Origin of the sequence: Zoogloea ramigera (assembly GCF_006539865.1) — a bacterium.
GTDB lineage: Bacteria > Pseudomonadota > Gammaproteobacteria > Burkholderiales > Rhodocyclaceae > Zoogloea > Zoogloea ramigera.
On record NZ_BJNV01000004.1, the window covers coordinates 56,144 to 80,974 of the forward strand.

Sequence of the window (24,831 nt, forward strand, 5' to 3'; positions counted from 1 at the left end):
CGATTTCAGCTGGCAACAAGGCGGTTGATGTCGTTGTAGAAGGCAAAAGCCATTAGCGCAGCCAGCAGGGCCATTCCGATCTGCTGGCCGATTTCCATAGCACGCTCGGAAACCGGGCCGCCTTTAATGATTTCAATCACATAATACAGCAAGTGCCCACCGTCGAGCACCGGCACCGGCATCAGGTTGAGGACCCCCAGGCTGATGCTGATGAGGGCCAGGAACTTGATGTAATGGGCCCAGCCCATGCGGGCAGACTGCCCGGCAAAGTCGGCGATCGTCACCGGCCCACTCAGGTTTTTGACCGACACCTCGCCGACGATCATGCGGCCCATCACCGAGACACTCATCGCGGCGGTGTCCCAGGTCTGGCCAATGCCCTTCGACAAGGCCTCGCCCAGGCCATAGCGCACCGTGACGAACATCTGCTCGCGCTGATCTTCCGCATCCGCGAGGGCCGCACCGATGCGCCCGACGCTGCGACCGTTATCATCGACGGCCGACGGCGTGACCTGGAAGCGCAGCGCGCGGCCGTCACGCAATACCTCGAACTCCAGCGTGCGGCCCGGCGCATCGCGGACGATGGTCACCAGATCCGTCCACAGCTCGACGCTGCTGTCGCCGATCCGCACAACCCGGTCGCCCTCCCGAAGGCCAGCCGCTTCGGCCGCACCACTTGCGCTCAGCCGGCCCAGCACGGCCGGCAGCTTGGGGCGCTGCAGCTGAAGGCCCAGCTGGGCGGTGACGTCGCGCTCGGCCTGGTCAACCACAACCCCGGCCAGATCCAGCTTGTGAAAGCCGATCTCCCGGCTGGCGTTAACGGTTTCGACCGTCACCACCTGCTTGTCGAGGGCCAGATTGAGCAGCTTCCAGCGAAACTCCTGCCAGGTCTCGACGGCTTCGCCATTGATCGAGCGGACCAGCTCGCCCCCCTGCAAACCCGCATGGGCCGCCGAAGTCGCGGCCTCGGGCGCGGCCAGCCGCGGGCGCAGCTCTTCGACACCGCCGGTGTAAAGGCCCCAGTAAAGGGCGATCGCCAGCACGAAATTGGCCAGCGGGCCAGCCGCCACCACGGCGATGCGCCGCCACACGCTCTGCCGGTTGAAGGCGCGGTGCAGCTCGTGGGCCGCCACCGGCGCCTCGCGCTCGTCGAGCATCTTGACGTAGCCGCCAAGCGGAAAGGCCGCCAGCACCCATTCGGTCTGATCGGCGCCGGCCTTGCGGACGAGCAGCGGCTTGCCGAAGCCCAGCGAAAAGCGCAGCACCTTCACGCCGCACAGGCGCGCGACGGCGTAATGGCCGAACTCATGCACCACGATCAGGATGCCGAGGGCCAGAAGGAAGGGCAGGATGTAGTCGAGGAGGTTCATGCCCTTCAGCGGAGGGACTTGCGGATATGGCCGGCGGCGAACTCGCGGGCCCAGCGGTCGGCTTCGAGCACCACCTCGAGAGAGTCTGCCGCGCTCGGATTCATCGCATCAAGGGTGGCTGCGATCACCGCGGGAATGCGGTCGAAGCCCAGCGCGCCGTCGAGGAAACACCCCACCGCCACTTCGTTGGCGGCATTCAGCACCGCCGGCGCCACGCCCTCCTCGGCCAGCGCCCGGTAGGCCAGGGCCAGGCAGGGGAAGCGATCGAGGTCGGGCCGCTCGAAGTTGAGCTGACCGATGGCAAACAGATCGAGCGGCTTCACGCCGGCGTCAACGCGCTCCGGGAAGGCCATGGCGTGGGCGATCGGAGTGCGCATGTCGGGGTTGCCGAGCTGGGCAATCACCGAACCATCGACGTAGGCAACCATGGAGTGGATCACGCTCTCGGGGTGGATCACCACCTCGATGCGCTCGGCCGGTGCGCCGAACAGCCAGTGAGCCTCGATGACCTCGAGGCCCTTGTTCATCATCGTCGCCGAATCGACGGAAATCTTGCGGCCCATCACCCAGTTGGGGTGGGCGCAGGCCATCTCCGGGGTCACGGCGGCGAGCTCTTCGAGGGGCTTGCGGCGGAACGGGCCACCCGACGCGGTGAGCAGGATGCGCGTCACTTCGACCCCGTCGACCCCGCCGCCGAAGCCCGCCGGCAGCGCCTGGAAGATCGCGTTGTGCTCGCTGTCGATGGGCAGCAGGGTGGCGCCGCTAGCGGCAACTTCACGCATGAACAGGGCACCGGACATCACCAGCGCCTCCTTGTTGGCGAGCAGCACGCGCTTGCCGGCACGGGCGGCCGCCAGCGTCGGCACCATGCCGGCCGCGCCGACGATGGCCGCCATGACCATGTCGACTTCGGGCGCAGCGGAAACTTCGGCGAGGGCGTTCGACCCCGACAGGACCTCCGTGCAGCAGCCGGCGCCTTCCAGCATCGCCTGCAGGCGCTGGGCATCCTCGGCCCGATCGACCACCGCGTAGGCCGGCCGATGGACGCGACATTGTTCGAAGAGCTTGTCCACCTGCCGGTGGGCGGTGAGCGCGAAGACGCCGTAGCGGTCGGGGTGGCGCGCGACGACGTCGAGGGTGCTGACGCCGATGGAGCCGGTCGCTCCCAGCACCGTGAGAAGTTTCTTGCCTTGGGTCATGAGTTTACTTCGCGATCCAGAGGACGACGAGGGCTGCCAGCGGCAGCGTCGAGGTCAGACTGTCGATCCGATCGAGGATTCCCCCGTGACCGGGAAGAAGAGTGCCACTGTCCTTGACACCCGCCTGACGCTTGACCATTGATTCGAACAGATCGCCGATGATGCTGACGGCCGTGAAGGCCACCAGCCCGACCAGCGCCAGCACCAGCCTGCCCGGCTCACCAAGGGGGTAGCCGATGTATGAAAGACAGGCCAGGCCATAGACAGCAACGCCAACGACCGCCCCATAGGCGCCTTCCCAGCTCTTGCCCGGGCTGATCGACGGCGCCAGCTTGCGGCGGCCGAAGGCCCTACCGGTGAAGTAGGCCGCGATGTCGGCAACCCACACCGCCGCCATCACCCCCAACAGCAGCCAGGGGCTGAGCAGACGCAGATGAGCGATGGCGAGACTCGGCGGAACCAGCAGCACGAACCCCACCAGGGCGGCAGCCCCGGCGCCCGGAAGCTTCCAGCGCGCGCGGAGCCAGAACGGCACGCACAGCAGCCAGAACAGCGCCGACAGGGCATACGCCGGCGCAAGCGCGAAGGGCGCCACACTAGCGGGAAGATGCAGCCCGGCGACCAGGCCGCCGGCAAGGCACAACAAGCCCAGCAGCACTGCGTAGACACGCCGCGGCACCGGGCCGAAGCCCACCATCGCACCCCACTCGAGGGCGGCCCCGCCACACACCAGCGAGGCGAAGAGCAACCAGCCGAGAGCCGGCAACAGAAACAGGGAAGACAGGAGGCCCGCGAGAAGAATCAGCGCGGTGACGACCCGCGCCTTAAGCATGGCCGGGCGCGGAGGAGTCGGGATCGGCGGCGAGCACCTGCTCGCTGGTCCGCCCGTAACGGCGCTCGCGCCCCTGGTAAGACTTGATCGCTTCCTTCAGCTCCGCCTCGCCGAACTCTGGCCACAGCTTGTCGGTGAAATACAGCTCGGAATACGCCAGCTGCCACAGCATGAAGTTGCTGATGCGCTTCTCGCCGCCGGTGCGGATGAAGAGATCGGGCTCGGGGCCAAAGTTGAGCGCCAGATGTGCCGCCAGCTCGTCCTCGCTGAAGCCCTCGCGGGCATCGGGCTTGGCGGCGAGCATCTTCTCGACCGCCTGCATGATGTCCCAGCGACCGCCGTAGTTGGCGCAGATGGTGAGGTTCATCGCGGTGTTGTTGGCGGTCAGCGCCTCGGACTCATGGACCATGTCCACCAGCGGCTTGTCGAAGCGGCTGAGGTCGCCAACCACCCGCAGGCGGATGTTGTTGCGGTGAATGCGCTCGATCTCGCCCTTGAGGGACTTGATGAAGAGCTGCATCAGGAAGGACACCTCGTCCTTCGGACGCCGCCAGTTCTCGGAACTGAATGCGAACAGCGTGAGGTAATCGACCTTGTGGTCCAGGCAGGTGCGCACCACATCGCGCACGGAATCCACGCCCTTGGCATGGCCGGCAACCCGGGGCATCAGGCGCTTGCGGGCCCAGCGGCCGTTGCCGTCCATGATGATCGCGATGTGCCGGGGAACCTGCACAGTCTCGGGAACAGCCCGCGTGGAGCTGATGAACGGCAGTCGCACCATGATTTTTCCGCCTGCAAGGAACCGGGATGACAGATCTGGACCCGCGAGGGTCAGATCTGCATCAGTTCTTGTTCTTTTTGTGCGAGGAGCTTGTCGATCTCGACGATGGCCTTGTCGGTCAGCTTCTGGATGTCGTCCTGGGCACGACGCTCGTCGTCTTCGGAGATCGTCTTGGCCTTGAGGGCGTCCTTGAGGTGGCCGTTGGCATCGCGGCGCAGATTGCGCACGGCAACCTTGGCGCCTTCACCCTCGTGCTTGACGACCTTGATGAGCTCCTTGCGGCGCTCTTCGGTCAGCGCGGGCATCGGGACGCGGATGATCTCGCCCTGGGAGGCCGGATTCAGACCGAGGTCGCAGTCACGGATGGCCTTTTCGACCTTGCCGATCATGGGCTTTTCCCACGGCTGGACGCCGATGGTGCGCGCATCGATCAGGGTGATGTTGGCAACCTGGGCGATGGGCACGGGGCTGCCGTAGTACTCGACGGTCACGTGATCCAGAATGCCGGTGTGGGCACGGCCCGTGCGCACCTTGGCGAGATCCGCCTTGAGCGCATCGATGGACCGGTGCATCTTGTGTTCGGTAGTTTTCTTGAGCTCGGGGATCATTTTGACATCCTCAGCAATAAACCAGCGTACCTTCGTCCTCGCCCATCACGACCCGCTTCAGCGCGCCGGCCTTGAACAGGCTGAACACGTTGATCGGCAGGCGCTGGTCGCGGCACAGGGCGAACGCCGTGGCGTCCATGACCGCCAAGTTACGGGCGATTGCCTCGTCGAAGGAGATCCGCTGGAAGCGGGTCGCGGACGGATCTTTTTTCGGGTCGGCGGTGTAGATGCCATCGACCTTGGTGGCCTTCAGCACGATGTCGGCACCGATCTCGGCGCCACGCAGGGCGGCCGCGGTGTCGGTCGTGAAGAAGGGATTGCCCGTACCGGCGCCAAAGACGACCACCCGCCCCTCTTCGAGGTAGCGGATCGCCTTGCCGCGGATGTAGGGCTCAACCACCTGGTCGATACGCAGCGCAGACTGGACGCGGGCATTGACCCCTGCGGCGCGGAATGCGTCCGCAAGGGCCATCGCGTTCATCACGGTGGCCAGCATCCCCATGTAGTCGGCAGTGGCGCGGTCCATGCCGGTCGCCGCCCCTGCCATGCCACGGAAGATGTTCCCGCCGCCAATCACCACCCCTACCTCGACACCGATCTGAGTGACGTCGATGACATCGCGGACGATCCCGGCGACGACATCCCGGTTGATGCCATAGGCGTCGTCACCCATCAGGGCTTCGCCGGAGAGCTTGAGGAGAATGCGTTTGTAGGCGGGCTGGCTCATCGTTGTGCGCCCCTTCTTACTTCTGGGCAGCCGCGGCAGCGGCCTGGGCGGCAACTTCGGCGGCGAAGTCGGTCACCTTCTTCTCGATGCCTTCACCCACGATGTAGAGGGTGAAACCGGCCACGGAAGCACCCTTGGCCTTCAGCAGCTGGGCAACGGTCTGCTTGCCGTCCTCGGCCTTCACGAAGACCTGGTCGAGCAGGGTGACGTCCTTGAGGAACTTCTGGACGGTGCCTTCGGCGATCTTCTCGAGCATGGCTTCCGGCTTGCCGGCTTCGCGAGCCTTCTCGATGGCGATGCGGCGCTCGACGTCGAGCAGCTCGGCGGGCACGCCGGAGGCGTCGAGGGACTTGGGCTTGGAAGCCGCGACGTGCATGGCCAGATCCTTGGCCAGGGCTTCGTCACCGCCAACCAGGTCGATCAGCACGCCGATCTTGGAGCCGCCGTGGATGTAGCTGGCAACGGCGCCCTGGGCTTCGGTGCGGACGAAGCGGCGGATCGACATGTTTTCGCCGATCTTGCCAACCAGCGCCTTGCGGACTTCTTCAACGGTCTGACCGTTGATCTCGAGGGCGGACAGCGCCTCGACGTCGGCCGGGTTCTTGGTGGCGACGAGTTCGGCGACGTTCTTGACGAGGGCCAGGAAGTCGTCGTTCTTGGCGACGAAGTCGGTCTCGCAGTTGACTTCAACCATCGCGCCCAGCTTGGCGTCGGCGGAGATATACACACCGACGATGCCTTCGGCGGTCACGCGGGCAGCGGCCTTGGAGGCCTTGTTGCCCAGCTTGACGCGCAGGATTTCTTCGGCCTTGGCCATGTCGCCAGCGGCTTCGGACAGGGCCTTCTTGCATTCCATCATGGGCGCGTCGGTTTTTTCGCGCAGCTCCTTGACCATGCTTGCGGTGATTTCCGCCATGCTTGCTCCTAGATAAATTTGGATTTAAATCAGTCGGGCCCGGCTGAACCGGGCCCGGATCGGGATCAGGCTTGCTCTTCGGCGCCGTCGTCGACTTCGACAAACTCGTCGGAACCGGCAGCAACGATTTCCTGGATCACGGCGTTCTTGCCTTCCAGCACGGCATCGGCGACGCCACGGGCGTACAGGCGGATGGCGCGGGAGGAGTCGTCGTTACCCGGAATCACGAAATCAACGCCTTCGGGCGAGTGGTTGGTGTCAACCACGGCCACGACGGGGATGCCCAGCTTGTTGGCTTCGGTGATGGCGATCTTGTGGTAGCCGACGTCGATGACGAACAGTGCATCCGGCAGGCCGCCGAGTTCCTTGATGCCGCCGAGGCTCTTCTGCAGCTTCTCGAGCTCGCGGGAGGCCATCAGGGCTTCCTTCTTGGACAGGCGCTCGATGGAGCCGTCTTCGACCATGGCTTCCATGTCCTTCAGGCGCTTGATCGAAACCTTGACGGTCTTGAAGTTGGTGAGCATGCCGCCCAGCCAGCGCTCATCGACGAAAGGCATGCTGGCACGGGCCGCTTCCTCGGCGATGATCTCGCGAGCCTGACGCTTGGTGCCGACAAACAGGATGGTGCCGCGGTTGGCAGCCAGCTTGCGCACGAAATCGATGGCCTCGTTGTACTTGACGAGGGTCTTTTCGAGGTTAACGATGTGGATCTTGTTGCGCTGACCAAAGATGAACGGGGCCATCTTCGGGTTCCAGAAACGGGTTTGGTGGCCGAAGTGGACGCCCGCTTCGAGCATTTGACGCATGGTGACAGACATTGCTTGACTCCAGTACTGAGGTTTGACCGCCGTCCGGTCTGCATGCCCCGCCCTGTGCGGGAGCACACTATGCCGCAGCAGGCACTCAGGCGCGTGGCCCAAGATCTACCGGAAAAACAAATCAAAGATGCTTTCCGGGCCGACTGCCGGACCCCAATGGGCCGGACGTGTGTATTTTGCCTGGCACCCTTGCCAGACAAGCCCGTGATTGTAGCAGCATCCCATGACATGCCTCAAGACCAGCCGCAAATCGCCCGCTGCGCCGGCCCGCCGATTGCCCGGCACGGCGGCTTGAGCTAGCCTAGATGGCCCAATGCCCCAATACAGACAGCAGCCATGAGCGTCACGATCAAAACGCCCGAAGAAATCGAAAAAATGCGCGTCGCGGGCCGTCTCGGCTCGGAAGTCCTCGATTACATCACGCCCTTCGTCAAGCCCGGCATAAGCACGGGCGAGCTCGACAAGCTCTGCCACGACTACATGGTGGATGTGCAAGGCTGCATCCCCGCACCGCTCAACTACTGCCCGCCGGGCTACACGCCCTACCCCAAGTCCATCTGCACCTCGATCAACCACCAGGTCTGCCACGGGGTGCCCAGCGAGAAGGTGCTGCTCAAGAAGGGCGACATCGTCAATATGGACATCACCGTCATCAAGGACGGCTACCACGGCGACACCAGCCGGATGTTCATGGTCGGCGGCGACACCAGCATCCGCGCCAAGCGCCTGTGCCAGATCACCTACGAGTGCATGTGGCTCGGCATCGCCCAGGTGAAGCCCGGCGCCCATCTCGGTGACATCGGCCACGCAATCCAGAAGCACGCCGAGGGCAACGGCTTCTCGGTGGTCCGCGAATTCTGCGGCCACGGCATCGGCGCGAACTTCCACGAAGACCCGCAGGTGCTGCACTACGGCAAGCCCGGCACCGGCATCGAACTGAAGCCCGGCATGATCTTCACGATCGAGCCGATGATCAACGCAGGCAAGGCCGCCATCTCCGAGCTGCCCGACGGCTGGACCATCGTCACCCGCGACCGCAGCCTGTCGGCCCAGTGGGAGCACATGGTGCTGGTCACCGAGACCGGCGTCGAAGTGCTGACCCTCTCGGCAGGCAGCCCGCCCCGCCCGGACATCGTCGCCAATCTCCTGCCCTGACCCCCTACCCGCCCGCCCATGCTCGACACCGCCCCCCCGGACGCCAACCGCGAACTCATCACCCGCTGCAAGGCGCGCCTGAAGGGCGGCAGCGAGGCGCTGCGCAGCGCCTACGAAGCTCACCCGCTCACCGACCCCCTCCTCAAGGGGCGCTCGCGCCTGGTCGACGGCGTGCTGCTCGACATCTGGAAGGCCTTCGACCTGCCTGCCTCGTCGGCCCTGGTGGCCGTCGGCGGCTATGGGCGGGAGGAGCTTTTTCCGTGCTCCGACGTGGATCTGCTGTTCCTTTTCGACACGCCCCTCGACGACGACACCAGCGAGCGCCTGACCCAGATGATCGGGCTGTTCTGGGACATCGGGCTCGATATCGGGCACAGCGTGCGAACGGTGAACGAATGCCTCGAAGAGGCTGTCCGCGACATCACCGTACTCACCAACCTCCTCGAGGCGCGCCTCATCGGCGGCAACACCCGCCTGTTCAGTGCCTTCGAAGTGGCACTGCGCACCCTGGTCGACCCCGGCCAGTTCTTCAAGGCCAAGCGCCTCGAGCAGGACCAGCGCTACACCCGCCACGACGACACGCCCTACTCCCTCGAGCCCAACTGCAAGGAGAGCCCGGGAGGCCTGCGCGACCTGCAGCTGATCGGCTGGATCAGCCGCGCCGCCGGCTTCGGCACCCACTGGCGCGACCTCGCCCGGCACCTGCTGATCACCCCCGCCGAGGCCGCCGAGCTTCGCGAGCTCGAGCGCTTCCTGCAGCACGTGCGGATCCGCCTGCACCACCTCACCGGCCGCCGCGAAGACCGCCTCCTGTTCGACCACCAGGAGACCCTCGCCCGGCTGTTCGGCTGCGAGGCCACCGAAGCCCGCCGGGCCTCGGAGGTCTTCATGCAGGAGTACTACCGCACAGCCAAGAAGGTGACCCAGCTCAACACCATCCTGATGCTCAACTTCGGGGTCGCCTTCTTCCCAAACCGCCACCCGGTGGCGATCAACATCAACGAACGCTTCCAGTGCGTGCGCGAGCTGCTCGACGTGCGCGACGAGGGCGTCTTCGAGCGCCACCCGAGCGCGGTGCTCGAATGCTTCCTGCTCCTGCAGCAGCGCTCCGAACTCAAGGGCATGACCGCCCGCACCCTGCGCGCCCTGTGGCACGGCCGCAAGCTGATCGACGCCGACTTCCGCCGCGACCCCGCCAACCGGGCGCTGTTCCTGCGGCTCCTGCAGCAGAAGCGCGGCGTGGTGCAGGAGATGCGGCGGATGAACAAGTACAGCATCCTGAGCTTCTACCTGCCCGCCTGGCGGCGCATCGTCGGCCAGATGCAGCACGACCTGTTTCATGTGTACACCGTCGATCAGCACATCATGCAGGTGCTGCGCAACGTGCGCCGCCTGATGGTCGCCGAGCACGCCCACGAATACCCGCTCATGACGCGCCTCGCCACCAGCTTCGAGAAGCCCTGGCTGATCTACATCGCGGCACTCTTCCACGACATCGCCAAGGGGCGCGGCGGCGACCACTCCAAGCTCGGCATGAAGGACGCGCGCGATTTCTGCGTCGCCCACGGCCTCGACGAAACCGACACCGAGCTCGTCGAATGGCTGGTCGGCCAGCACCTGTCGATGTCCAACGTGGCCCAGAAGCAGGATCTCTCCGACCTCGACGTCATCCAGCGCTTCGCCGCCCTGGTCAAGACCGAGCGCCGCCTCACCGCGCTCTACATCCTCACCCACGCCGACATCCGCGGCACCAGCCCCAAGGTGTGGAACGGCTGGAAGGGCAAGCTCCTCGAAGACCTCTTCCTGGCCACCCAGCGCCTCTTGCGCGGCGCCAAGCCCCAGCAGGCCCTCGGCACCCCGATCCGCCAGGACGACGCCCGCAACCTACTGCGTTACTACGGCCTGCGCCCGGGCACCGAGGACGCCCTGTGGGCCCAGCTCGACACCGTTTACTTCCTGCGCCACGACCCCGAGGAGATCGCCTGGCACACGCGCATGCTGTACTACCGCGTCGAAACCGACGAGCCGGTGGTCAAGGCGCGCCCCAGCCAGAGCAGCGAAGGCCTGCAGGTCATGGTTTACATGCGCGACAGCCGTGATCTCTTCATGCGCCTGTGCGGCTTCTTCGCCCGCCTCGGCTTCAGCATCGCCGACGCCAAGATCCACACCACGCGCAACGGCTACGCCCTCGACAGCTTCGTGCTCCTCGACCCCGGCCACGAGATCCACTACCGCGACCTCATCAACCTGCTCGAACACGACCTGGGCGAGCGCCTGAAGAGCGACGCCCCCGCCGACCGCCCCGCCGGGGGCCGGCTGCCGCGCGAGGTGAAACACTTCCCGATCACCCCGACGATCAGCATCCGCCCCGACGAGCGCGGCCAGTACTTCATCATGTCGGTCACCGCCGCCGATCGGCCCGGGCTGCTCTTCGGCGTCGCCGAAACCCTGGTCCACCACGGCATCAACCTGCACACCGCCAAGATCGCAACCCTCGGCGCGCGCATCGAAGACACCTTCCTGATCAGCGGCTCAGACCTCGGCCAGGACTCTCAGATCGTACGCATCGAATCCGAACTTCTCGAGAAACTGGCGGTTTGAGCGCCCCAAGGGCCGGGCCCCGCCCAGCCCGCCGCCCGAGGGGGTTCAAGGAAACCTGGGGCGGCCCTGCGTTTCCTTGAGCGCAAGCCGCAGTCAGTCGTCCGCGGCCACCGAGCCGTCCGGGAACAGAACGTCGGTGAAGCCGAAGCGCGAGAAATCACGCACCCGCATGGGGTACAGGATGCCGTCCAGGTGGTCGCATTCGTGCTGCACCACGCGGGCATGAAAGCCGGTGGCGATGCGGTCGATGGGCGCCCCCGAGGCGTCGAAGCCGGTATAGCGCAGGCGCGTCCAGCGCGGCACCCAGCCGCGCAGGCCGGGCACCGACAGGCAACCCTCCCAGCCACCCTCCTCATCCGGCCCCAAAGGCGTGAGCACCGGGTTGATCAGCACCGTGTCGGGCACCGCCGATGCGTCGGGGTAGCGAGGGCTGGCGCCGCCGCCAAAAATCACCACCCGCAGATCGACGCCGATCTGGGGCGCCGCCAGGCCGGCCCCCGACAGCGCCGCCATCGTGTCGCGCATGTCAACCAGCAGCGCCGCCAGCGCCGGCGTCCCGAAGGCCTCCACCGGCAGGGCGCGCCGCAGCAGGCGCGGGTCGCCCATCCGCAAGACGTCGCGGATCATACGGAGCACAGATGGTCGAGCACCTTGCGCGCCCGGCCCATCGCCTCGTGGAGCGCCGTCTCGATGCTGTCGAAGCAGATCCGCTGCGAACTGTCGGCGCGGCCCGCCGCGTAGTTGGCCACCACGTTGATCGCTGCATAGGGAATGCCGAGCTCCCGGGCCAGCGCGGCCTCGGGCATCCCGGTCATCCCGACCACGTCGGCGCCGTCCCGCTCCAGGCGGTTGATCTCGGCCGCCGTCTCGAGGCGCGGGCCCTGGGTGGCGGCATACACGGCGCCATCAAAGACCTTCTCGCCGGCCGCCGCCGCGGCCGCCAGGATGCGCCGACGCACCGCTGCGTCGTAGGGTTCGGTGAAATCGATATGCACCACGGGCTCGTCCGTGCCCTCGTGGAAGGTGTTCTTGCGGCCCCAGGTGTAGTCAATGATCTGATCGGGCACCACCAGCGTGCCGGGACACATGTCGGCCCGGATGCCGCCCACCGAGGCCACCGAGATGATGATCTCCACCGCGGCCTCCTTCAGCGCCCACAGGTTGGCCTGGTAGTTGACGCGATGGGGCGGGATCGTGTGGCCATAGCCATGCCGGGCCAGAAAGACCACCGGGTGCTCGCACAGCTGGCCGAAGGTGAGCGCCCCGGAGGGCTCGCCGTAGGGGGTGCGCACCACCTCCCGACGGATCACGTTCAGGTTTGCCAATTGGGTCAAACCGCTACCGCCAATAATCGCCAGCATGTCCGGGCTACTCCTCGAAAACCGAATCGGGCGCGAATGTTAGCACGGGGGCCCACCGCGCTCTTGATGCTGCGTTGCGCAAAGACGTGCTAAAATCTCAGGTTTACAAGTACTTCCGGTATCCAACCCCTATGTCCCGCGCCATCCGCAACATCGCAATCATCGCCCACGTCGACCACGGCAAGACCACCCTCGTCGACCAGCTCCTGCGCCAATCCGGCACCTTCCGTGAAAACCAGCAGGTCAGCGAACGCATCATGGACTCGGGGGATATCGAAAAAGAACGCGGCATCACCATCCTTTCCAAGAACTGCGCCATCCAGTACGGCGAGACCCACATCAACATCGTCGACACCCCGGGCCACGCCGACTTCGGCGGCGAGGTCGAGCGCGTGCTGTCGATGGTCGACAGCGTGCTGCTGCTGGTCGACTCGGTCGAAGGCCCGATGCCCCAGACCCGCTTCGTGACCCGCAAGGCCCTGGCCCTCGGCCTCAAGCCGATCGTCGTGGTGAACAAGATCGACCGTCCGGGCGCGCGCCCCGACTGGGTCATCAACCACACCTTCGACCTCTTCGACAAGCTCGGCGCCACCGACGAGCAGCTCGACTTCCCGATCATCTACGCCTCCGGCCTCAACGGCTTCGCGATGGAAAACCTCGAGGACGAGCGCACCGACATGCGCCCCCTGTTCGAGGCCATCCTCAAGCACGTGCCGGCCCCCGAGGTCGACGCCGACGGCCCGCTGCAGATGCAGGTCTGCTCCCTCGACTACTCCACCTACATGGGCCAGATCGGCATCGGACGCATCAAGCGCGGCCGCATCAAGCCCAACCAGGAAGTCGTGGTGATGTACGGCGACGAGAACCGCGGCAAGGGCAAGGTCAGCCAGATCCTCACCTTCAAGGGCCTCGAGCGCTCCCCCGCCGAAGTCGCCGAAGCCGGCGACATCGTGCTGGTGGCCGGCATCTCCCAGGTCAACATCGGCGTCACCCTGTGCGACCCGGAATGCCTCGACGGCATGACCCCGATCGCCGTCGACGAGCCCACCCTGACCATGAACTTCATGGTCAACTCCTCGCCGCTGGCCGGCCGTGAAGGCAAGTTCGTCACCAGCCGCCAGATCCGCGAGCGCCTCGAGAAAGAGCTGCTCAAGAACGTCGCCCTGCGCGTCAACTTCACCAGCGACTCCGACACCTTCGAAGTCTCCGGCCGCGGCGAACTGCACCTCACCATCCTCCTCGAGAACATGCGCCGTGAAGGCTACGAGCTGGCCGTCGGCCGCCCGCGCGTGGTGTTCAAGGACATCGACGGCGTCAAGTGCGAGCCCTACGAGATGCTCACCGTCGACGTCGAAGAAGACCACCAGGGCGGCGTGATGGAAGAGCTCGGCCGTCGCCGTGGCGAACTCCAGGACATGCAGCCGGACGGCAAGGGCCGCGTGCGCCTCGAGTACCGCATCCCGGCCCGTGGCCTGATCGGCTTCCAGGGCGAATTCCTCACCATGACCCGCGGCACCGGCCTCGCCAGCCACGTGTTCGACGACTACGGCCCGATGGCCGGCCAGATGGCCGAGCGCCGCAACGGCGTGCTGATCTCCCAGAACGACGGCGAGGCCGTGGCCTACGCCCTGTGGAACCTGCAGGACCGCGGCCGCATGTTCGTGAGCCCGGGCGACGCGCTGTACGAAGGCATGATCATCGGCATCCACACCCGCGACAACGACCTGGTGGTGAACCCGATCAAGGGCAAGCAGCTCACCAACGTCCGCGCCTCGGGCACCGACGAAGCCGTGCGCCTGATCAACCCGATCCAGCTGACCCTCGAATCCGCCATCGAATTCATCGCGGACGACGAGATCGTCGAGATCACCCCGAAGTGCATCCGCCTGCGCAAGCGCTTCCTCAAGGAACACGACCGCAAGCGCGCGTCCCGCGAAGAGGCCTGATCGGCATCGCCGGCGGGGCTGCGGCCTCGCCAGCAAACAAAAGCGCGGCCCTCGGGTCGCGCTTTTTTTTCGTCTGTCCGCCGGGCATCAGCATCCCGGAGACAGGCCACCCCGTAGGGGCCCCTTCAAGGACACATCGACGCACTTGCAGGCGACACACAGATTCCCCAGGCAAGGGTCAAGGTAGCCTGAAGATGGCTCGTCCCACCCCGGAGAGCGGATGGCCTGCCCGAGAGTGAGGACATCTCATCCCAGGGATGGAACATCGCGCCTCTGGGGTAGAGCATCGCAACCTGGCCCCGGGATATCGCATCCCGAAGAGGGAAGATCGCAGCTCCAGGCCGGGGCATCGCAGCTTTCAGATGGAACATCGCCCCCTGGACAAGGGGCATTGCATCCCGGCGACGAGACCTCGCATCCTGGAAACAGGCCATCCCACCCCGGCGATGCCCGGAGCCATCCGCCGGATGGCTCGCCGGAGTTCAGGCGCCGAAGCGGCCCGCCAGGAAGGCGGCGAACTCCTCGCGCACCTCGGGGTGCTTGAGGGCCAGCTCGACGGTGGCCTGCAGGTAGCCCAGCTTCGAGCCACAGTCGTAGCGCACGCCCTGGAACTGGTAGGCCAGCACCGCCTCCTCCTTGAGCAGCGAGGCGATCGCGTCGGTGAGCTGCAGCTCGCCGCCGGCCCCCGGCGTGAGCTGGCGCAGGTGGTCGAAGATCCGCCCGGTGAGGATGTAGCGCCCCACCACCGCCTGGGTGGACGGCGCCTCCTCGGGCTTCGGCTTCTCGACGATGCCGGTGACGCGCTGGATGTCGCCCACATCGCGCTCGGTGCTGACGATGCCGTACTGGCGCGTCTGCGCCAGCGGCACGTTCATCACGCCCAGCACCGAACAGCGGTTGTAGTTGTACACATCCACCATCTGCTTCATCACCGGTGCGGCGCCCTCGCCGTCCAGCAGGTCGTCGGCGAGCAGCACCGCGAAGGGCTCCTCGCCCACCACCGGCGCCGCGCACAGCACTGCGTGGCCCAGGCCGAGGGCCTCCGCCTGGCGGATGTAGATGCAGTTCACATGCGACGGCACGGTATCGCGGACGATCTTCAGCAGCTCGGCCTTGCCGCGGTTCTCGAGCTCGGTTTCCAGCTCATAGGCCTTGTCGAAGTGGTCCTCGATGGCCCGCTTGGAGCGCCCGGTGATGAACACCAGGTCGGTCACCCCCGCCGCCACGGCCTCCTCGACCGCGTACTGGATCAGGGGCTTGTCGACGATCGGCATCATCTCCTTGGGGCTGGCCTTGGTGGCCGGCAGGAAGCGGCTGCCGAGGCCCGCCACCGGGAACACCGCCTTCGTCACTTTCTTCATCGTCATTCTCCAAATAGATCCGGCTGCAGCGCCTCGCCCCCGTCATCGGACGGCGCCAGCAGGGCCAGCAGGGCCTCCTCGTCCATCACCGCGACGCCCAGCTTGATGGCCTTCTCGAGCTTGCTGCCGGCATCCGCGCCGGCCACCACGTAATCTGTTTTTTTCGACACCGAGCCGGCCACCTTGCCACCCGCCGCCTCGATCATCGCCGCCGCCTCGTCACGCCGCAGGCTGGGCAGGGTGCCGGTGAGCACCAGGGTCTTGCCGGCGAGGCGCCCCTCCGCCGGGCGCGCCGCGCCCTCGCCCTCGGCCCAGCGCAGCGCCCCGCGCAGCGCCGTGATGACGCTGCGGTTGTGGGGCTCGGCGAAGAACTCAGTGATGCACTTGGCGACGATGGGGCCCACGTCGGGCACCTCGAGTAGCGCGGCCTCGTCGGCCGCCAGCAGGGCGTCGAGATTGCCGAAATGGCGGGCCAGGTCCTTGGCGGTGGTCTCGCCCACGTTGCGGATGCCAAGCGCAAAGATGAAGCGCGCCAGCGTGGTGTCGCGGCTCTTGTCGATCGCGGCCAGCAGGTTGGCGGCAGACTTCTCGCCCATCCGCTCAAGGCCGGCCAGCGCCTCGGCATTGATGCACGCGGCGTCGTACAGGTCAGCCGGCGTGCGCAGCAGGCCCGCCGTCACCAGCTGGCTGACGATCTGCTCGCCCAGGCCGTCGATGTCGATCGCCCGGCGCCCGGCAAAGTGCAGCAGCGCCTGCCGGCACTGGGCCGGGCAGAACAGGCCGCCGGTACAGCGGGCCACCGCCTCGTCCTCACCGCGCACCACGTGGGAGCCGCACTCCGGGCATTTATGGTCGATGGCGGCCAGCAAGTCGAAGCGCGGCGGCTCGCCCTCGCGCCGCTCGACGATCGGGCCGACCACCTCGGGGATCACGTCGCCGGCCCGGCGCACCACCACCCAGTCGCCGATGCGCACGTCCTTGCGGTCGATCTCGCCCTGGTTGTGCAGCGTGGCGTTGGTCACCGTCACGCCGCCGACGAACACCGGCTCGAGGCGCGCCACCGGGGTGATCGCCCCGGTGCGGCCGACCTGCACGTCGATGCCGAGCAGGCGGGTCGCCACCTCCTGGGCCGGGTATTTATGGGCCACCGCCCAGCGCGGCTCGCGGGACACAAAGCCGAGCTCCTGCTGGCGGGACAGGGAGTCCACCTTGTAAACAACGCCGTCGATGTCGAAGGGCAGGCTCGGACGCAGCGCCGCCATGTCGGCATGGAAGCGCGCCAGGCCGTCGGGCCCCGCGGAAGTGCAGCGGTGCTCGCACACCGGCAGGCCGAAGGCGGCCAGCGCGTCGAGGATGCCGCTGTGGGTGTCGGGCATCGCCCAGCCCTGCACTTCGCCGAGGCCGTAGGCGTAAAACGACAGCGGGCGCCGCGCGGTGATGCCCGGGTCGAGCTGGCGCAGGCTGCCGGCGGCGGCGTTGCGCGGGTTCACGAAGACCTTCTGGCCCTCGGCGGCCTGGGCCGCGTTGAGGCGCTCGAAGTCGTCGCGGCGCATGTAGATCTCGCCACGCACCTCGAGCACCGGCGGTGCATTGCCGGTGAGGCGCAGCGGGATCTTGCGCACGGTGCGCACGTTGCGGGTCACGTCCTCGCCGGTGCTGCCATCGCCGCGGGTGGCCGCCTGCACCAGCAGGCCGTCTTCGTAGCGCAGGTTGATGGCAAGGCCGTCGAACTTGAGTTCGGCCGCATAGACCAGCGGCGGCGCGGCTTCGTCGAGGCCGAGGGCCCGCCGCACGCGGGTGTCGAAGGTGATCGCGCCCTGCTCGGTGGTGTCGGTCTCGGTGCGGATCGACAGCATCGGCACCCGGTGGGCCACCGACGCCAGCTCGGGCGACGGCGCACCGCCGACCCGCTGGGTGGGCGAATCGGGGCTCAGGAGTTCGGGGTGGGCGAGCTCGAGGGCCTGGAGCTCGCGGAACAGCCGGTCGTACTCGGCGTCGGGGACGGTGGGCGCGTCGAGGACGTAATAGGCGTGGTCATGGGCTTGCAGCTCCGCGCGCAGGGCGTGCGCCCGCGCGCGGAGGTCGGGGCTGACAGCCATCGGCGCGCCCGCTTACGAGAACAGCCGCAGGGCCAGCGGGGAACCCGCCGGAATGCCCTGCTCGGCCATCTGACCCTGGAACTGCTCGATCTGGCTGCGGATCAGGCCCACCGCCTTGTCGCCAAAGGGCGCGCGGTTGTCGTCCACCACCACGCCGCCGAGGGCCTCGGCGATGCGCTGGGCCAGCGCCATCATGCGCTCGAAGACCTGCACGCCGTCGGCCACGCGGGGCACGTCGAGGGTGAGCGTGATGCCCTGGGTGGTGAGGCCGCGCATCCCTTCGGCCGAGAACAGCACCGGCTCCAGGTTGGACAGCACGAACTCGGTCAGGCCCTTGTCGTCGCGGGAATGGAAGCAGCCGTCGCCCTGCAGCTCGAGCCCGGCGGTGTGCAGCAGCCCGCTCAGCTTGGCGCCGGAGAAGGCCTGGTCGCGGGCCAGCACATTGACGCCGATCTGGATGTCGACACCGGCGCACAGGCGGTCGAGCTCGGCGCCGCGGGCCTGCGCCTCGGCGCGGGCCGGGGGCGACGGGATCGCCATGAAGGCGTCGCACACCCGCTGCAGGCCGGCCGCCAGATGGGCGAGATCGCCCTCGGTGGCCGCGCCGCGGCGGTCGACCAGCTGCAGCGCCGCGCACAGCCAGTGGTAGCGGGCGGCGCCGTGGGGGTTGAGCGGCTCCCAGCGGTTCTCTGTGTCGGAGAAACCAAACCAGCGCACCGGCTTGCCAAGGCCGTCGAGGTGCTGGGCGGCCGCATGATAGAACTGGCCGGCCACCACGGACTCGATGGACTCGATGCGCACCACCCAGTCGGCCCGCTCGTCCACCTCGGGCGGCAACAGCGGCGGCACCCGGCGGGCGCTGGCGTCGCGGAGCTGCTGGTCGGTGGGCGTGGGGCGCGGTGGCGCCTCGGCGCCGATCACCGGCTCTACGCGCTCACCGCCGGCAGCAGGCTCACCGGCCAGCGGCTCCTGGACACCCACCTTGGCGAGGGCATCCGCGGCCTTGCGGTGCTTGCGCTCCTGCCACTTGTTGAAGGCAAAGATGCCGACGACGACCACGCCGCCAGCACCAACCAAACCCATCTGCAACTCACTGATCGACATCGCTATTCCTTGTTTCCTGCGTCAAGCTGCGACCGTCTCGGCCAGACGCAGCGCTTCTTCGATATCCACTTCCACCACCCGCGACACACCTTGCTCCTGCATCGTGACACCCACCAGCTGCTGCGCGATCTCCATGGTGATCTTGCTGTGGCTGATGAAGATGAACTGGGTCTGCGACGACATGCGCTTGACCATCTGGCAGTAGCGCTCGGTGTTCGAATCGTCGAGTGGGGCATCCACCTCATCCAGCATGCAGAAGGGCGCCGGGTTGAGCTGGAACATGGAGAACACCAGCGCAATCGCGGTCAGGGCCTTCTCGCCGCCCGAAAGCAGCTGGATGGAACTGTTCTTCTTGCCCGGCGGCTGGGCGACGATGGTGATGCCCGCATCGAGGATCTCGTCGCCGGTGAGCACCAGCCGCGCTTCACCGCCTCCGAACAGCATGGGAAACAGGCTGCCGAAGTGATGATTGACCGTATTGTACGTCTCCTGCAACTGCTCCCGGGTCTCCCTGTCGATGCGGCGTATGGCATCTTCGAGGGTTTCGATCGCGCCGAGCAGGTCGTCGCCCTGGGCGTCGAGGTAGGCCTTGCGCTCGGAGGCGCTGCGCAGCTCGTCGAGGGCCGCCAGGTTGACCGCCCCCAGCTCGGCGATCTCGCGGCCGAGGCGCGCCAGCTCGCGCTGCAGCGCGCCTTCCTTGATGTCCGGCGTGAGGAGCGGCGCGAGCAGCGCCTCGTCGGCCTGGGCCTCTTCGAGACGGGCGGCATGCTGGCCCTCTGCGAGTTCGGCGGCCTGCACCCGCAGGCGCAGGTCGGCGACGCGTTCGCGCTGGGGCGCCGCGGCGTGTTCGGTGCGCTGGCGGTCTTCCTCTAGCCCGCGCAAGAGCGCGTTGGCGCCCTCAAGGGTGTTGCGGCTCTCGGCCAGCGCGGCTTCGCGGGCGGCGCGCAGGGCAACGGCCTCCTGCAGCGCACTGGCCACCGACACCTCGTCGATCTCGAGCAGGGTCTCGCGGCGCTCGGTGAGCTCGTCGGCGATGCGCTCGAGCTGCTCGCTGGCCAGCGCCCGGTTGCGGGCGATGTCATCGAGCTTGCTGGAACATTCGCGCTCGGAATGGCGGGCTTCCTGCAGCTCACGGGCCAGCGCCTGTTCGAGCGCGCGGGTCTCGCGCAGGCTGCTCTCGCGCTCGCGGCGCACCGCCTCGGCGGCGTCGAGCCGGCCACGCTGCAGCTCGGCCATCTCGCGGGCACGTTCGAGTTCGGTTTCGGAGCGCATCAGGCGGTCGCGCTCGGCCTCTTCGCCGTGCTCGATCTCGCCGAGGTCGCGCTCGATCTGGCCGCAGCGCTCCTCGAAGCGCAGGCGCGCCTGGTTGAGCTTGAGCACGTCCACCTTCTCGGCGTGCACCCGCGCCTGCAGGGCCTGGGCGTCGCGGCGCAGGCCGGTGAGGGTGTCCTGCAGCTGGCCGGCCAGGGCCTCGGCCTCGCCCACCGCGCCGTGGGCCAGGGCGGCGGACTCCTGGGCGTGGTCGACGTCGGCGGCGAGGTGGTCGATCTCGCGCTGGCGCTCGATGACGCCGTGGGTGCGCGAGTCGGGGGCGTAATGGACCAGCGCATGGCGGCTGAGCAGGCGGCCTTCGCGGGAGACCAGAACGACGCCCGGCGGCAGCTCGACGCGCCGGGCCAGCCAGGCGCCAAGCTCGTCGGCGACGAAGACCCGCGCCAGCCAGCCAGCCAGCACGCCCGCCAGCGCGGGGTCGTCGGTGCCGACCCGGGCCAGCAGCGGCTGGGTGCCGGCGGGCGGCGGGCAGGCGTCGCCGTCGGCCGGGGCGTCGGCGAGCAGGAAGGCGAAGGCGCCGGGCACCTTGTCGCCCAGCGCCGCCAGCGCGGCCTGGCCATCGTCGGCCGGCAGGGCGGCGAGGCGCTCGCGCAGCACGGCTTCCAGCGCGAGCTCCCAGCCGGCCTCCACCCGGATGCGCTGCCACAGGGGCTTGAGCGCGTCGAGGTGGTGGCGCTTGAGCCAGTCGCCCAACTGCCCTTGCACCTGCACCTTGTTCTGCAGCTGGACCAGCGCGTCGCGGCGGGCCTTGAGCTCGGTGGCCTGGCGCTGGGCCTGGCGCTCGGCGTCGAGGGCCTGCTTGAGGGCCTGCTGCACCGCCGGCAGGCGGGCCTGGGTGTCGGCGATGTCGCCCTGCTGGCGGGCCAGGGTGTCCTCGGCCTCGGCGAGGGCGGCCTCGCGCTCGGCGAGCTGACCCAGGTCGGGAGCCTGCACCGAGGCCTGCTCCTGCTGCAGGCGGGCGCGGCGCTGGGCCAGGCTGTCGAGGCTGCGCTGGCTGGCCTGGCGGTGGGTTTCCTCGACGCGGATCTGCTGCTCGGCCTGGTTGAGCTCGCGGCGCACCGCGCTGGCCGCGGCGTCGGCGGTCTGCAGGGCGTCTTCGGCCTCGGGCAGGCGGTCGCCGGCCTCCATGTGGCGGGCTTCGGCCTGCTCGGCGCGCAGGGCAGCGTTGTCGAGCAGGCCCTGCCAGCGCTCGCCTTCGACGGCGAGGTTGTCGAGCTGGCCGCGCCACTGGGCGTCGTCCCGCTCGAGCTGGGCGAGGCGGCTCTCGAGGATGCGTCGGCTGTCGCGCAGGCGGGCCAGTTCGCCCTCGAGGCGGGTGAGCTCGGAGCTCACCGCGTACAGCGCGCCCTGGGCCTGCTGCACGCCTTCGTTGGCCGAGAACTGGGCCTCGCGGGCGGTCTCGAGGCGGCCTTCGAGCTCCTGCAGGTGGGACGAATCGGCCTCGATGCGGCGGGTCGCGTCGGCGAGCTCGTCGGCCAGCCGCGTCCGCTCGGCCCGGGCCTCGTTGCGTTTCAGGAGCCACAGCAGGTTCTGGCGCTCGGCCTGGGTGGCGTTGAGGGCGCGGAATTTTTCGGCCACCGCGGCCTGCACCTCGAGGCGGCCTATCTGCTGGCCGAGCTCGTTGCGGATGTCCTCGAGGCGGATCAGGTTGTCGCGGGCGTCGGACAGGCGCCCTTCGGTCTCGCGGCGACGCTCGCGGTATTTGGTGACGCCGGCGGCCTCTTCGAGGAAGCCGCGCACCTCTTCGGGCCGCGCCTCGATGATCCGCGAGATCATCCCCTGCTCGATGATCGCGTAGGCCCGCGGGCCCAGGCCGGTGCCGAGGAACAGGTCAATCACGTCCTTGCGGCGGACCTGCATCCCGTTGATGTAATAGGTGGACTCGCCGCTGCGGTCGAGCACGCGCTTCACCGCCACCTCGGCGTAGGGCTTCCACTGGCCGGCGGCGCGGCCTTCGGCGTTGTCGAAGACCAGCTCGACACTGGCCCGCGACACCGGCTTGCGGGTGGTCGAGCCGTTGAAGATCACGTCCTGCATTGAGCCGCCGCGCAGGGCCGAGGCCCGCGACTCGCCAAGCACCCAGCGCACCGCGTCGATGATGTTGGACTTGCCGCAGCCGTTCGGCCCCACCACGCCCACCAGATTGCCCGGCATGAGCACGGTCGTCGGGTCGACGAAGGTCTTGAAACCGGCAAGCTTGAGTTTGGCGAGACGCACGAAAAGTCCGATGAAATACGCTGGGTTTGTGGGCTGGAAGCAGGGTTTTGCAGCTAGTGTGCCAGCAAATATGCTGCACCGCCGCATAAATTGCGGCCGCTATAATACCATCCGGCCAAAACGTGACCAGCAGGCTTATTTCGCGGCCGGGCAGAGCGCCCTTATCATGGCCGCCGCAGCCTGCCCTGACGGCCGCCGTCACGGCCGCTTGGGCAACGGCTCAGGCTGCCGCTTTGACAACCGCTTTCACGGCCCCCTGCCCGCGCGCCCGGCAGCGACCTCTTTCATGCCCGCACCGGGCCGAATACAGGAACTCCACCCAACGTGAACCCGCACCTCGACGAACTCCAGCCCTACCCCTTCGAAAAGCTGCGCAAGCTCTTTGACGGCATCACCCCGCCGGCTGGCCTGGCCCCCATCCGCCTGTCTATCGGCGAGCCCCAGCACGCCACGCCGGCCTTCATCCGCCAGAGCCTGATCGACAACCTGGGCGGCCTCGCCAACTACCCGACCACCCAGGGCTCCGACGCCCTGCGCCAGTCCATCGCCAGCTGGCTGGAGCGCCGCTTCGGCCTGCCCGCGGTAAGCCCCGCCACCCAGGTGCTGCCCGTCAATGGCTCCCGCGAGGCGCTGTTCGCCTTCGCCCAGTGCGTCATCAACGGCGCCCGGCCCGACGCGCTGGTGCTGTGCCCCAACCCGTTCTACCAGATCTACGAGGGCGCGGCCTACCTGGCCGGCGCCAAGCCCTATTTCGTCAACAACCTGCCGGGCAACGGCTTCGCGTCCGACTTCGCGGCGGTGCCCGATGAGGTGTGGGAGCGCGTCCAGCTGGTCTTCGTGTGCTCGCCGGGCAACCCCACCGGCAAGCTGCTGTCGCTGGCCGAATGGCAGGCGCTGTTCGAGCTGTCGGATCGCCACGGCTTCGTCATCGCCGCCGACGAGTGCTATTCCGAGATCTACTTCGACGACGCCAACCTGCCCATCGGTGGCCTCGAGGCGGCCCATCGCCTCGGCCGCAGCGATTTCCGCAACGTGGTGATGTTCTCCAGCCTCTCGAAGCGCTCCAACGTGCCGGGGATGCGCTCCGGCTTCGTCGCCGGCGACGCCGAGGTGCTCAAGCGCTTCCTGCTCTACCGCACCTACCACGGCTGCGCCATGAGCCCCGCCGTGCAGGCTGCCTCCGCCGCCGCCTGGAACGACGAAGAACACGTCATCGAGAACCGCCGCCTGTACCGCGAGAAGTTCGCCCAGATCACCCCGCTGATCGCCGAACACCTGCAGGTGAGCCTGCCCGACGCCAGCTTCTACCTGTGGGCGCGGGTCGACCACCTGGGCCTTTCCGACACCGAGTTCGCCCGCCGGCTGCAGGCTGAATATAATGTGACGGTTCTGCCCGGCAGCTTCCTCGCCCGCGAGGCCCACGGGGTCAACCCCGGCGCCGGCTTCGTGCGTATCGCACTGGTTGCCGACCTGGCAGAGTGCGTCGAGGCGGCCCGCCGCATCGCCGCCTTCGCCCAACAACTTTCGAACAATTCATGAGCGTACTCGTCCATATCATGCCCCATCACGAACACCCCTTTGCCGCCATCATCGAAGACCTCTGGGAGCGCCGCACCGAGCTGTCGCCCACCACCGCGACGGCCGAGCAGCTGCGCGCCATCGAGCACATCATCGACGACCTCGACCAGGGCAAGCTGCGCGTCGCCGAAAAGATCAACGGCGAATGGGTGACCCACCAGTGGATCAAGAAGGCCGTGCTGCTGTACTTCCGCACCCACGACAACAAGGTGCTGTCGGGCGGTGACACCCGCTACTACGACAAGGTCCCGACCAAGTTCGACGACTACACCGAAGCCGACTTCCAGCACGGCGGCTTCCGCGTGGTGCCCAACGCCGTTGCGCGCAAGGGCAGCTTCATCAGCAAGGGCGTCGTGCTGATGCCCTCCTACGTGAACATCGGCGCGTATGTCGGTGAAGGCACGATGGTCGACACCTGGGCCACCGTCGGCTCCTGCGCCCAGATCGGCAAGAACGTTCACCTCTCCGGCGGCGTCGGCATCGGCGGCGTGCTCGAGCCGCTGCAGGCCAACCCGACCATCATCGGTGACAACTGCTTCATCGGCGCCCGCTCCGAAGTCGTCGAAGGCGTCATCGTGGAAGACAACTGCGTGATCTCGATGGGTGTTTACATCGGCCAGAGCACCAAGATCTACGACCGCGCCACCGGCGAAGTCATGTACGGCCGCGTGCCCGAGGGCTCGGTGGTGGTCAGCGGCAACCTGCCCTCCGCCGACGGCAAGTACAGCCTCTACTGTGCCGTGATCGTCAAGAAGGTTGACGCCCAGACCCGCGCCAAGACCAGCATCAACGAGCTGCTGCGCGACTGACCCCACTTCCGGGCCGC

At 67.5% G+C, this 24,831-nt stretch carries 19 protein-coding genes; 5 read left to right on the forward strand and 14 right to left on the reverse strand.

What is annotated here, in order from left to right:
* Nucleotides 1–5: 5 nt before the first annotated feature.
* The 8 genes from rseP to rpsB form a co-directional block, all read right to left on the reverse strand.
* Nucleotides 6–1,370, reverse strand: a complete 1,365-nt coding sequence (gene rseP / locus ZRA01_RS01300; protein ID WP_141348940.1) for an RIP metalloprotease RseP — start codon at nucleotides 1,368–1,370, stop codon at nucleotides 6–8.
* 5 nt (nucleotides 1,371–1,375) lie between these two features.
* Nucleotides 1,376–2,569 (reverse strand): 1-deoxy-D-xylulose-5-phosphate reductoisomerase, encoded by a 1,194-nt coding sequence (gene ispC, locus ZRA01_RS01305; protein WP_141348941.1) that lies wholly within the window; start codon nucleotides 2,567–2,569, stop codon nucleotides 1,376–1,378.
* Nucleotides 2,570–2,573: 4 nt separating this feature from the next.
* Nucleotides 2,574–3,401, reverse strand: coding sequence for a phosphatidate cytidylyltransferase (locus tag ZRA01_RS01310; protein ID WP_141348942.1), 828 nt, complete (start codon nucleotides 3,399–3,401; stop codon nucleotides 2,574–2,576).
* A complete protein-coding gene (gene uppS, locus ZRA01_RS01315) occupies nucleotides 3,394–4,182 on the reverse strand; it encodes a polyprenyl diphosphate synthase (RefSeq protein WP_141348943.1) in 789 nt (262 codons plus the stop codon). The genes ZRA01_RS01310 and uppS overlap by 8 nt, the downstream gene beginning before the upstream one ends.
* Before the next feature lie 50 nt (nucleotides 4,183–4,232).
* Nucleotides 4,233–4,790 (reverse strand): ribosome recycling factor, encoded by a 558-nt coding sequence (gene frr / locus ZRA01_RS01320; protein WP_141348944.1) that lies wholly within the window; start codon nucleotides 4,788–4,790, stop codon nucleotides 4,233–4,235.
* Nucleotides 4,791–4,800: 10 nt separating this feature from the next.
* Nucleotides 4,801–5,517 carry a UMP kinase gene (gene pyrH / locus ZRA01_RS01325; protein ID WP_141348945.1) on the reverse strand — a complete coding sequence of 239 codons (717 nt, stop codon included), beginning with the start codon at nucleotides 5,515–5,517 and terminating at the stop codon, nucleotides 4,801–4,803.
* 16 nt (nucleotides 5,518–5,533) lie between these two features.
* Nucleotides 5,534–6,433, reverse strand: a complete 900-nt coding sequence (gene tsf, locus ZRA01_RS01330) for a translation elongation factor Ts (protein ID WP_141348946.1) — start codon at nucleotides 6,431–6,433, stop codon at nucleotides 5,534–5,536.
* A gap of 65 nt (nucleotides 6,434–6,498) precedes the next feature.
* Entirely contained in the window at nucleotides 6,499–7,251 is a 753-nt protein-coding gene (rpsB, locus tag ZRA01_RS01335) for a 30S ribosomal protein S2 (protein WP_141348947.1), read from the reverse strand.
* A 336-nt stretch (nucleotides 7,252–7,587) separates the two neighbouring features.
* Between rpsB and map the strand changes: the two genes are divergently transcribed.
* Both map and ZRA01_RS01345 read left to right on the forward strand, forming a co-directional pair.
* Complete coding sequence (gene map / locus ZRA01_RS01340; RefSeq protein WP_141348948.1) at nucleotides 7,588–8,406, forward strand: type I methionyl aminopeptidase; 819 nt, start codon at nucleotides 7,588–7,590, stop codon at nucleotides 8,404–8,406.
* A gap of 18 nt (nucleotides 8,407–8,424) precedes the next feature.
* Entirely contained in the window at nucleotides 8,425–11,007 is a 2,583-nt protein-coding gene (locus ZRA01_RS01345) for a [protein-PII] uridylyltransferase (protein ID WP_141348949.1), read from the forward strand.
* 93 nt (nucleotides 11,008–11,100) lie between these two features.
* On the opposite strand, the gene ZRA01_RS01350 is transcribed toward ZRA01_RS01345, so the two are convergent.
* Both ZRA01_RS01350 and ZRA01_RS01355 read right to left on the reverse strand, forming a co-directional pair.
* On the reverse strand, nucleotides 11,101–11,634 hold the full coding sequence (locus ZRA01_RS01350) for a peptide deformylase (protein WP_141348950.1): 534 nt from the start codon (nucleotides 11,632–11,634) through the stop codon (nucleotides 11,101–11,103).
* The gene (locus tag ZRA01_RS01355) at nucleotides 11,631–12,368 is read right to left on the reverse strand and encodes an S-methyl-5'-thioinosine phosphorylase (protein ID WP_141348951.1); all 738 of its coding nucleotides are present in this window, start codon (nucleotides 12,366–12,368) and stop codon (nucleotides 11,631–11,633) included. Before ZRA01_RS01355 ends, ZRA01_RS01350 begins: the two co-directional genes overlap by 4 nt.
* Nucleotides 12,369–12,499: 131 nt before the next feature.
* On the opposite strand from ZRA01_RS01355, the gene typA reads away from it, so the two are divergent.
* A complete protein-coding gene (gene typA, locus ZRA01_RS01360; RefSeq protein ID WP_141348952.1) occupies nucleotides 12,500–14,314 on the forward strand; it encodes a translational GTPase TypA in 1,815 nt (604 codons plus the stop codon).
* Between the two features lie 482 nt (nucleotides 14,315–14,796).
* On the opposite strand, the gene galU is transcribed toward typA, so the two are convergent.
* From galU to smc, 4 genes are read right to left on the reverse strand one after another with little or no spacing between them, the layout of a single operon-like run.
* A complete protein-coding gene (gene galU, locus ZRA01_RS01365; RefSeq protein ID WP_141348953.1) occupies nucleotides 14,797–15,675 on the reverse strand; it encodes a UTP--glucose-1-phosphate uridylyltransferase GalU in 879 nt (292 codons plus the stop codon).
* A 2-nt stretch (nucleotides 15,676–15,677) separates the two neighbouring features.
* Nucleotides 15,678–17,774 (reverse strand): NAD-dependent DNA ligase LigA, encoded by a 2,097-nt coding sequence (gene ligA / locus ZRA01_RS01370; RefSeq protein WP_141348954.1) that lies wholly within the window; start codon nucleotides 17,772–17,774, stop codon nucleotides 15,678–15,680.
* Nucleotides 17,775–17,786: 12 nt separating this feature from the next.
* Nucleotides 17,787–18,878: a cell division protein ZipA gene (locus tag ZRA01_RS01375; RefSeq protein WP_141348955.1), complete on the reverse strand. Its 1,092-nt coding sequence runs from the start codon at nucleotides 18,876–18,878 to the stop codon at nucleotides 17,787–17,789.
* 21 nt (nucleotides 18,879–18,899) lie between these two features.
* Nucleotides 18,900–22,427, reverse strand: a complete 3,528-nt coding sequence (gene smc, locus ZRA01_RS01380; protein ID WP_174851574.1) for a chromosome segregation protein SMC — start codon at nucleotides 22,425–22,427, stop codon at nucleotides 18,900–18,902.
* A gap of 324 nt (nucleotides 22,428–22,751) precedes the next feature.
* Between smc and dapC the strand changes: the two genes are divergently transcribed.
* On the forward strand, nucleotides 22,752–23,966 hold the full coding sequence (dapC, locus tag ZRA01_RS01385) for a succinyldiaminopimelate transaminase (RefSeq protein WP_141348957.1): 1,215 nt from the start codon (nucleotides 22,752–22,754) through the stop codon (nucleotides 23,964–23,966).
* Complete coding sequence (gene dapD, locus ZRA01_RS01390) at nucleotides 23,963–24,814, forward strand: 2,3,4,5-tetrahydropyridine-2,6-dicarboxylate N-succinyltransferase (RefSeq protein ID WP_246093246.1); 852 nt, start codon at nucleotides 23,963–23,965, stop codon at nucleotides 24,812–24,814. Before dapC ends, dapD begins: the two co-directional genes overlap by 4 nt.
* Nucleotides 24,815–24,831 lie beyond the last annotated feature (17 nt).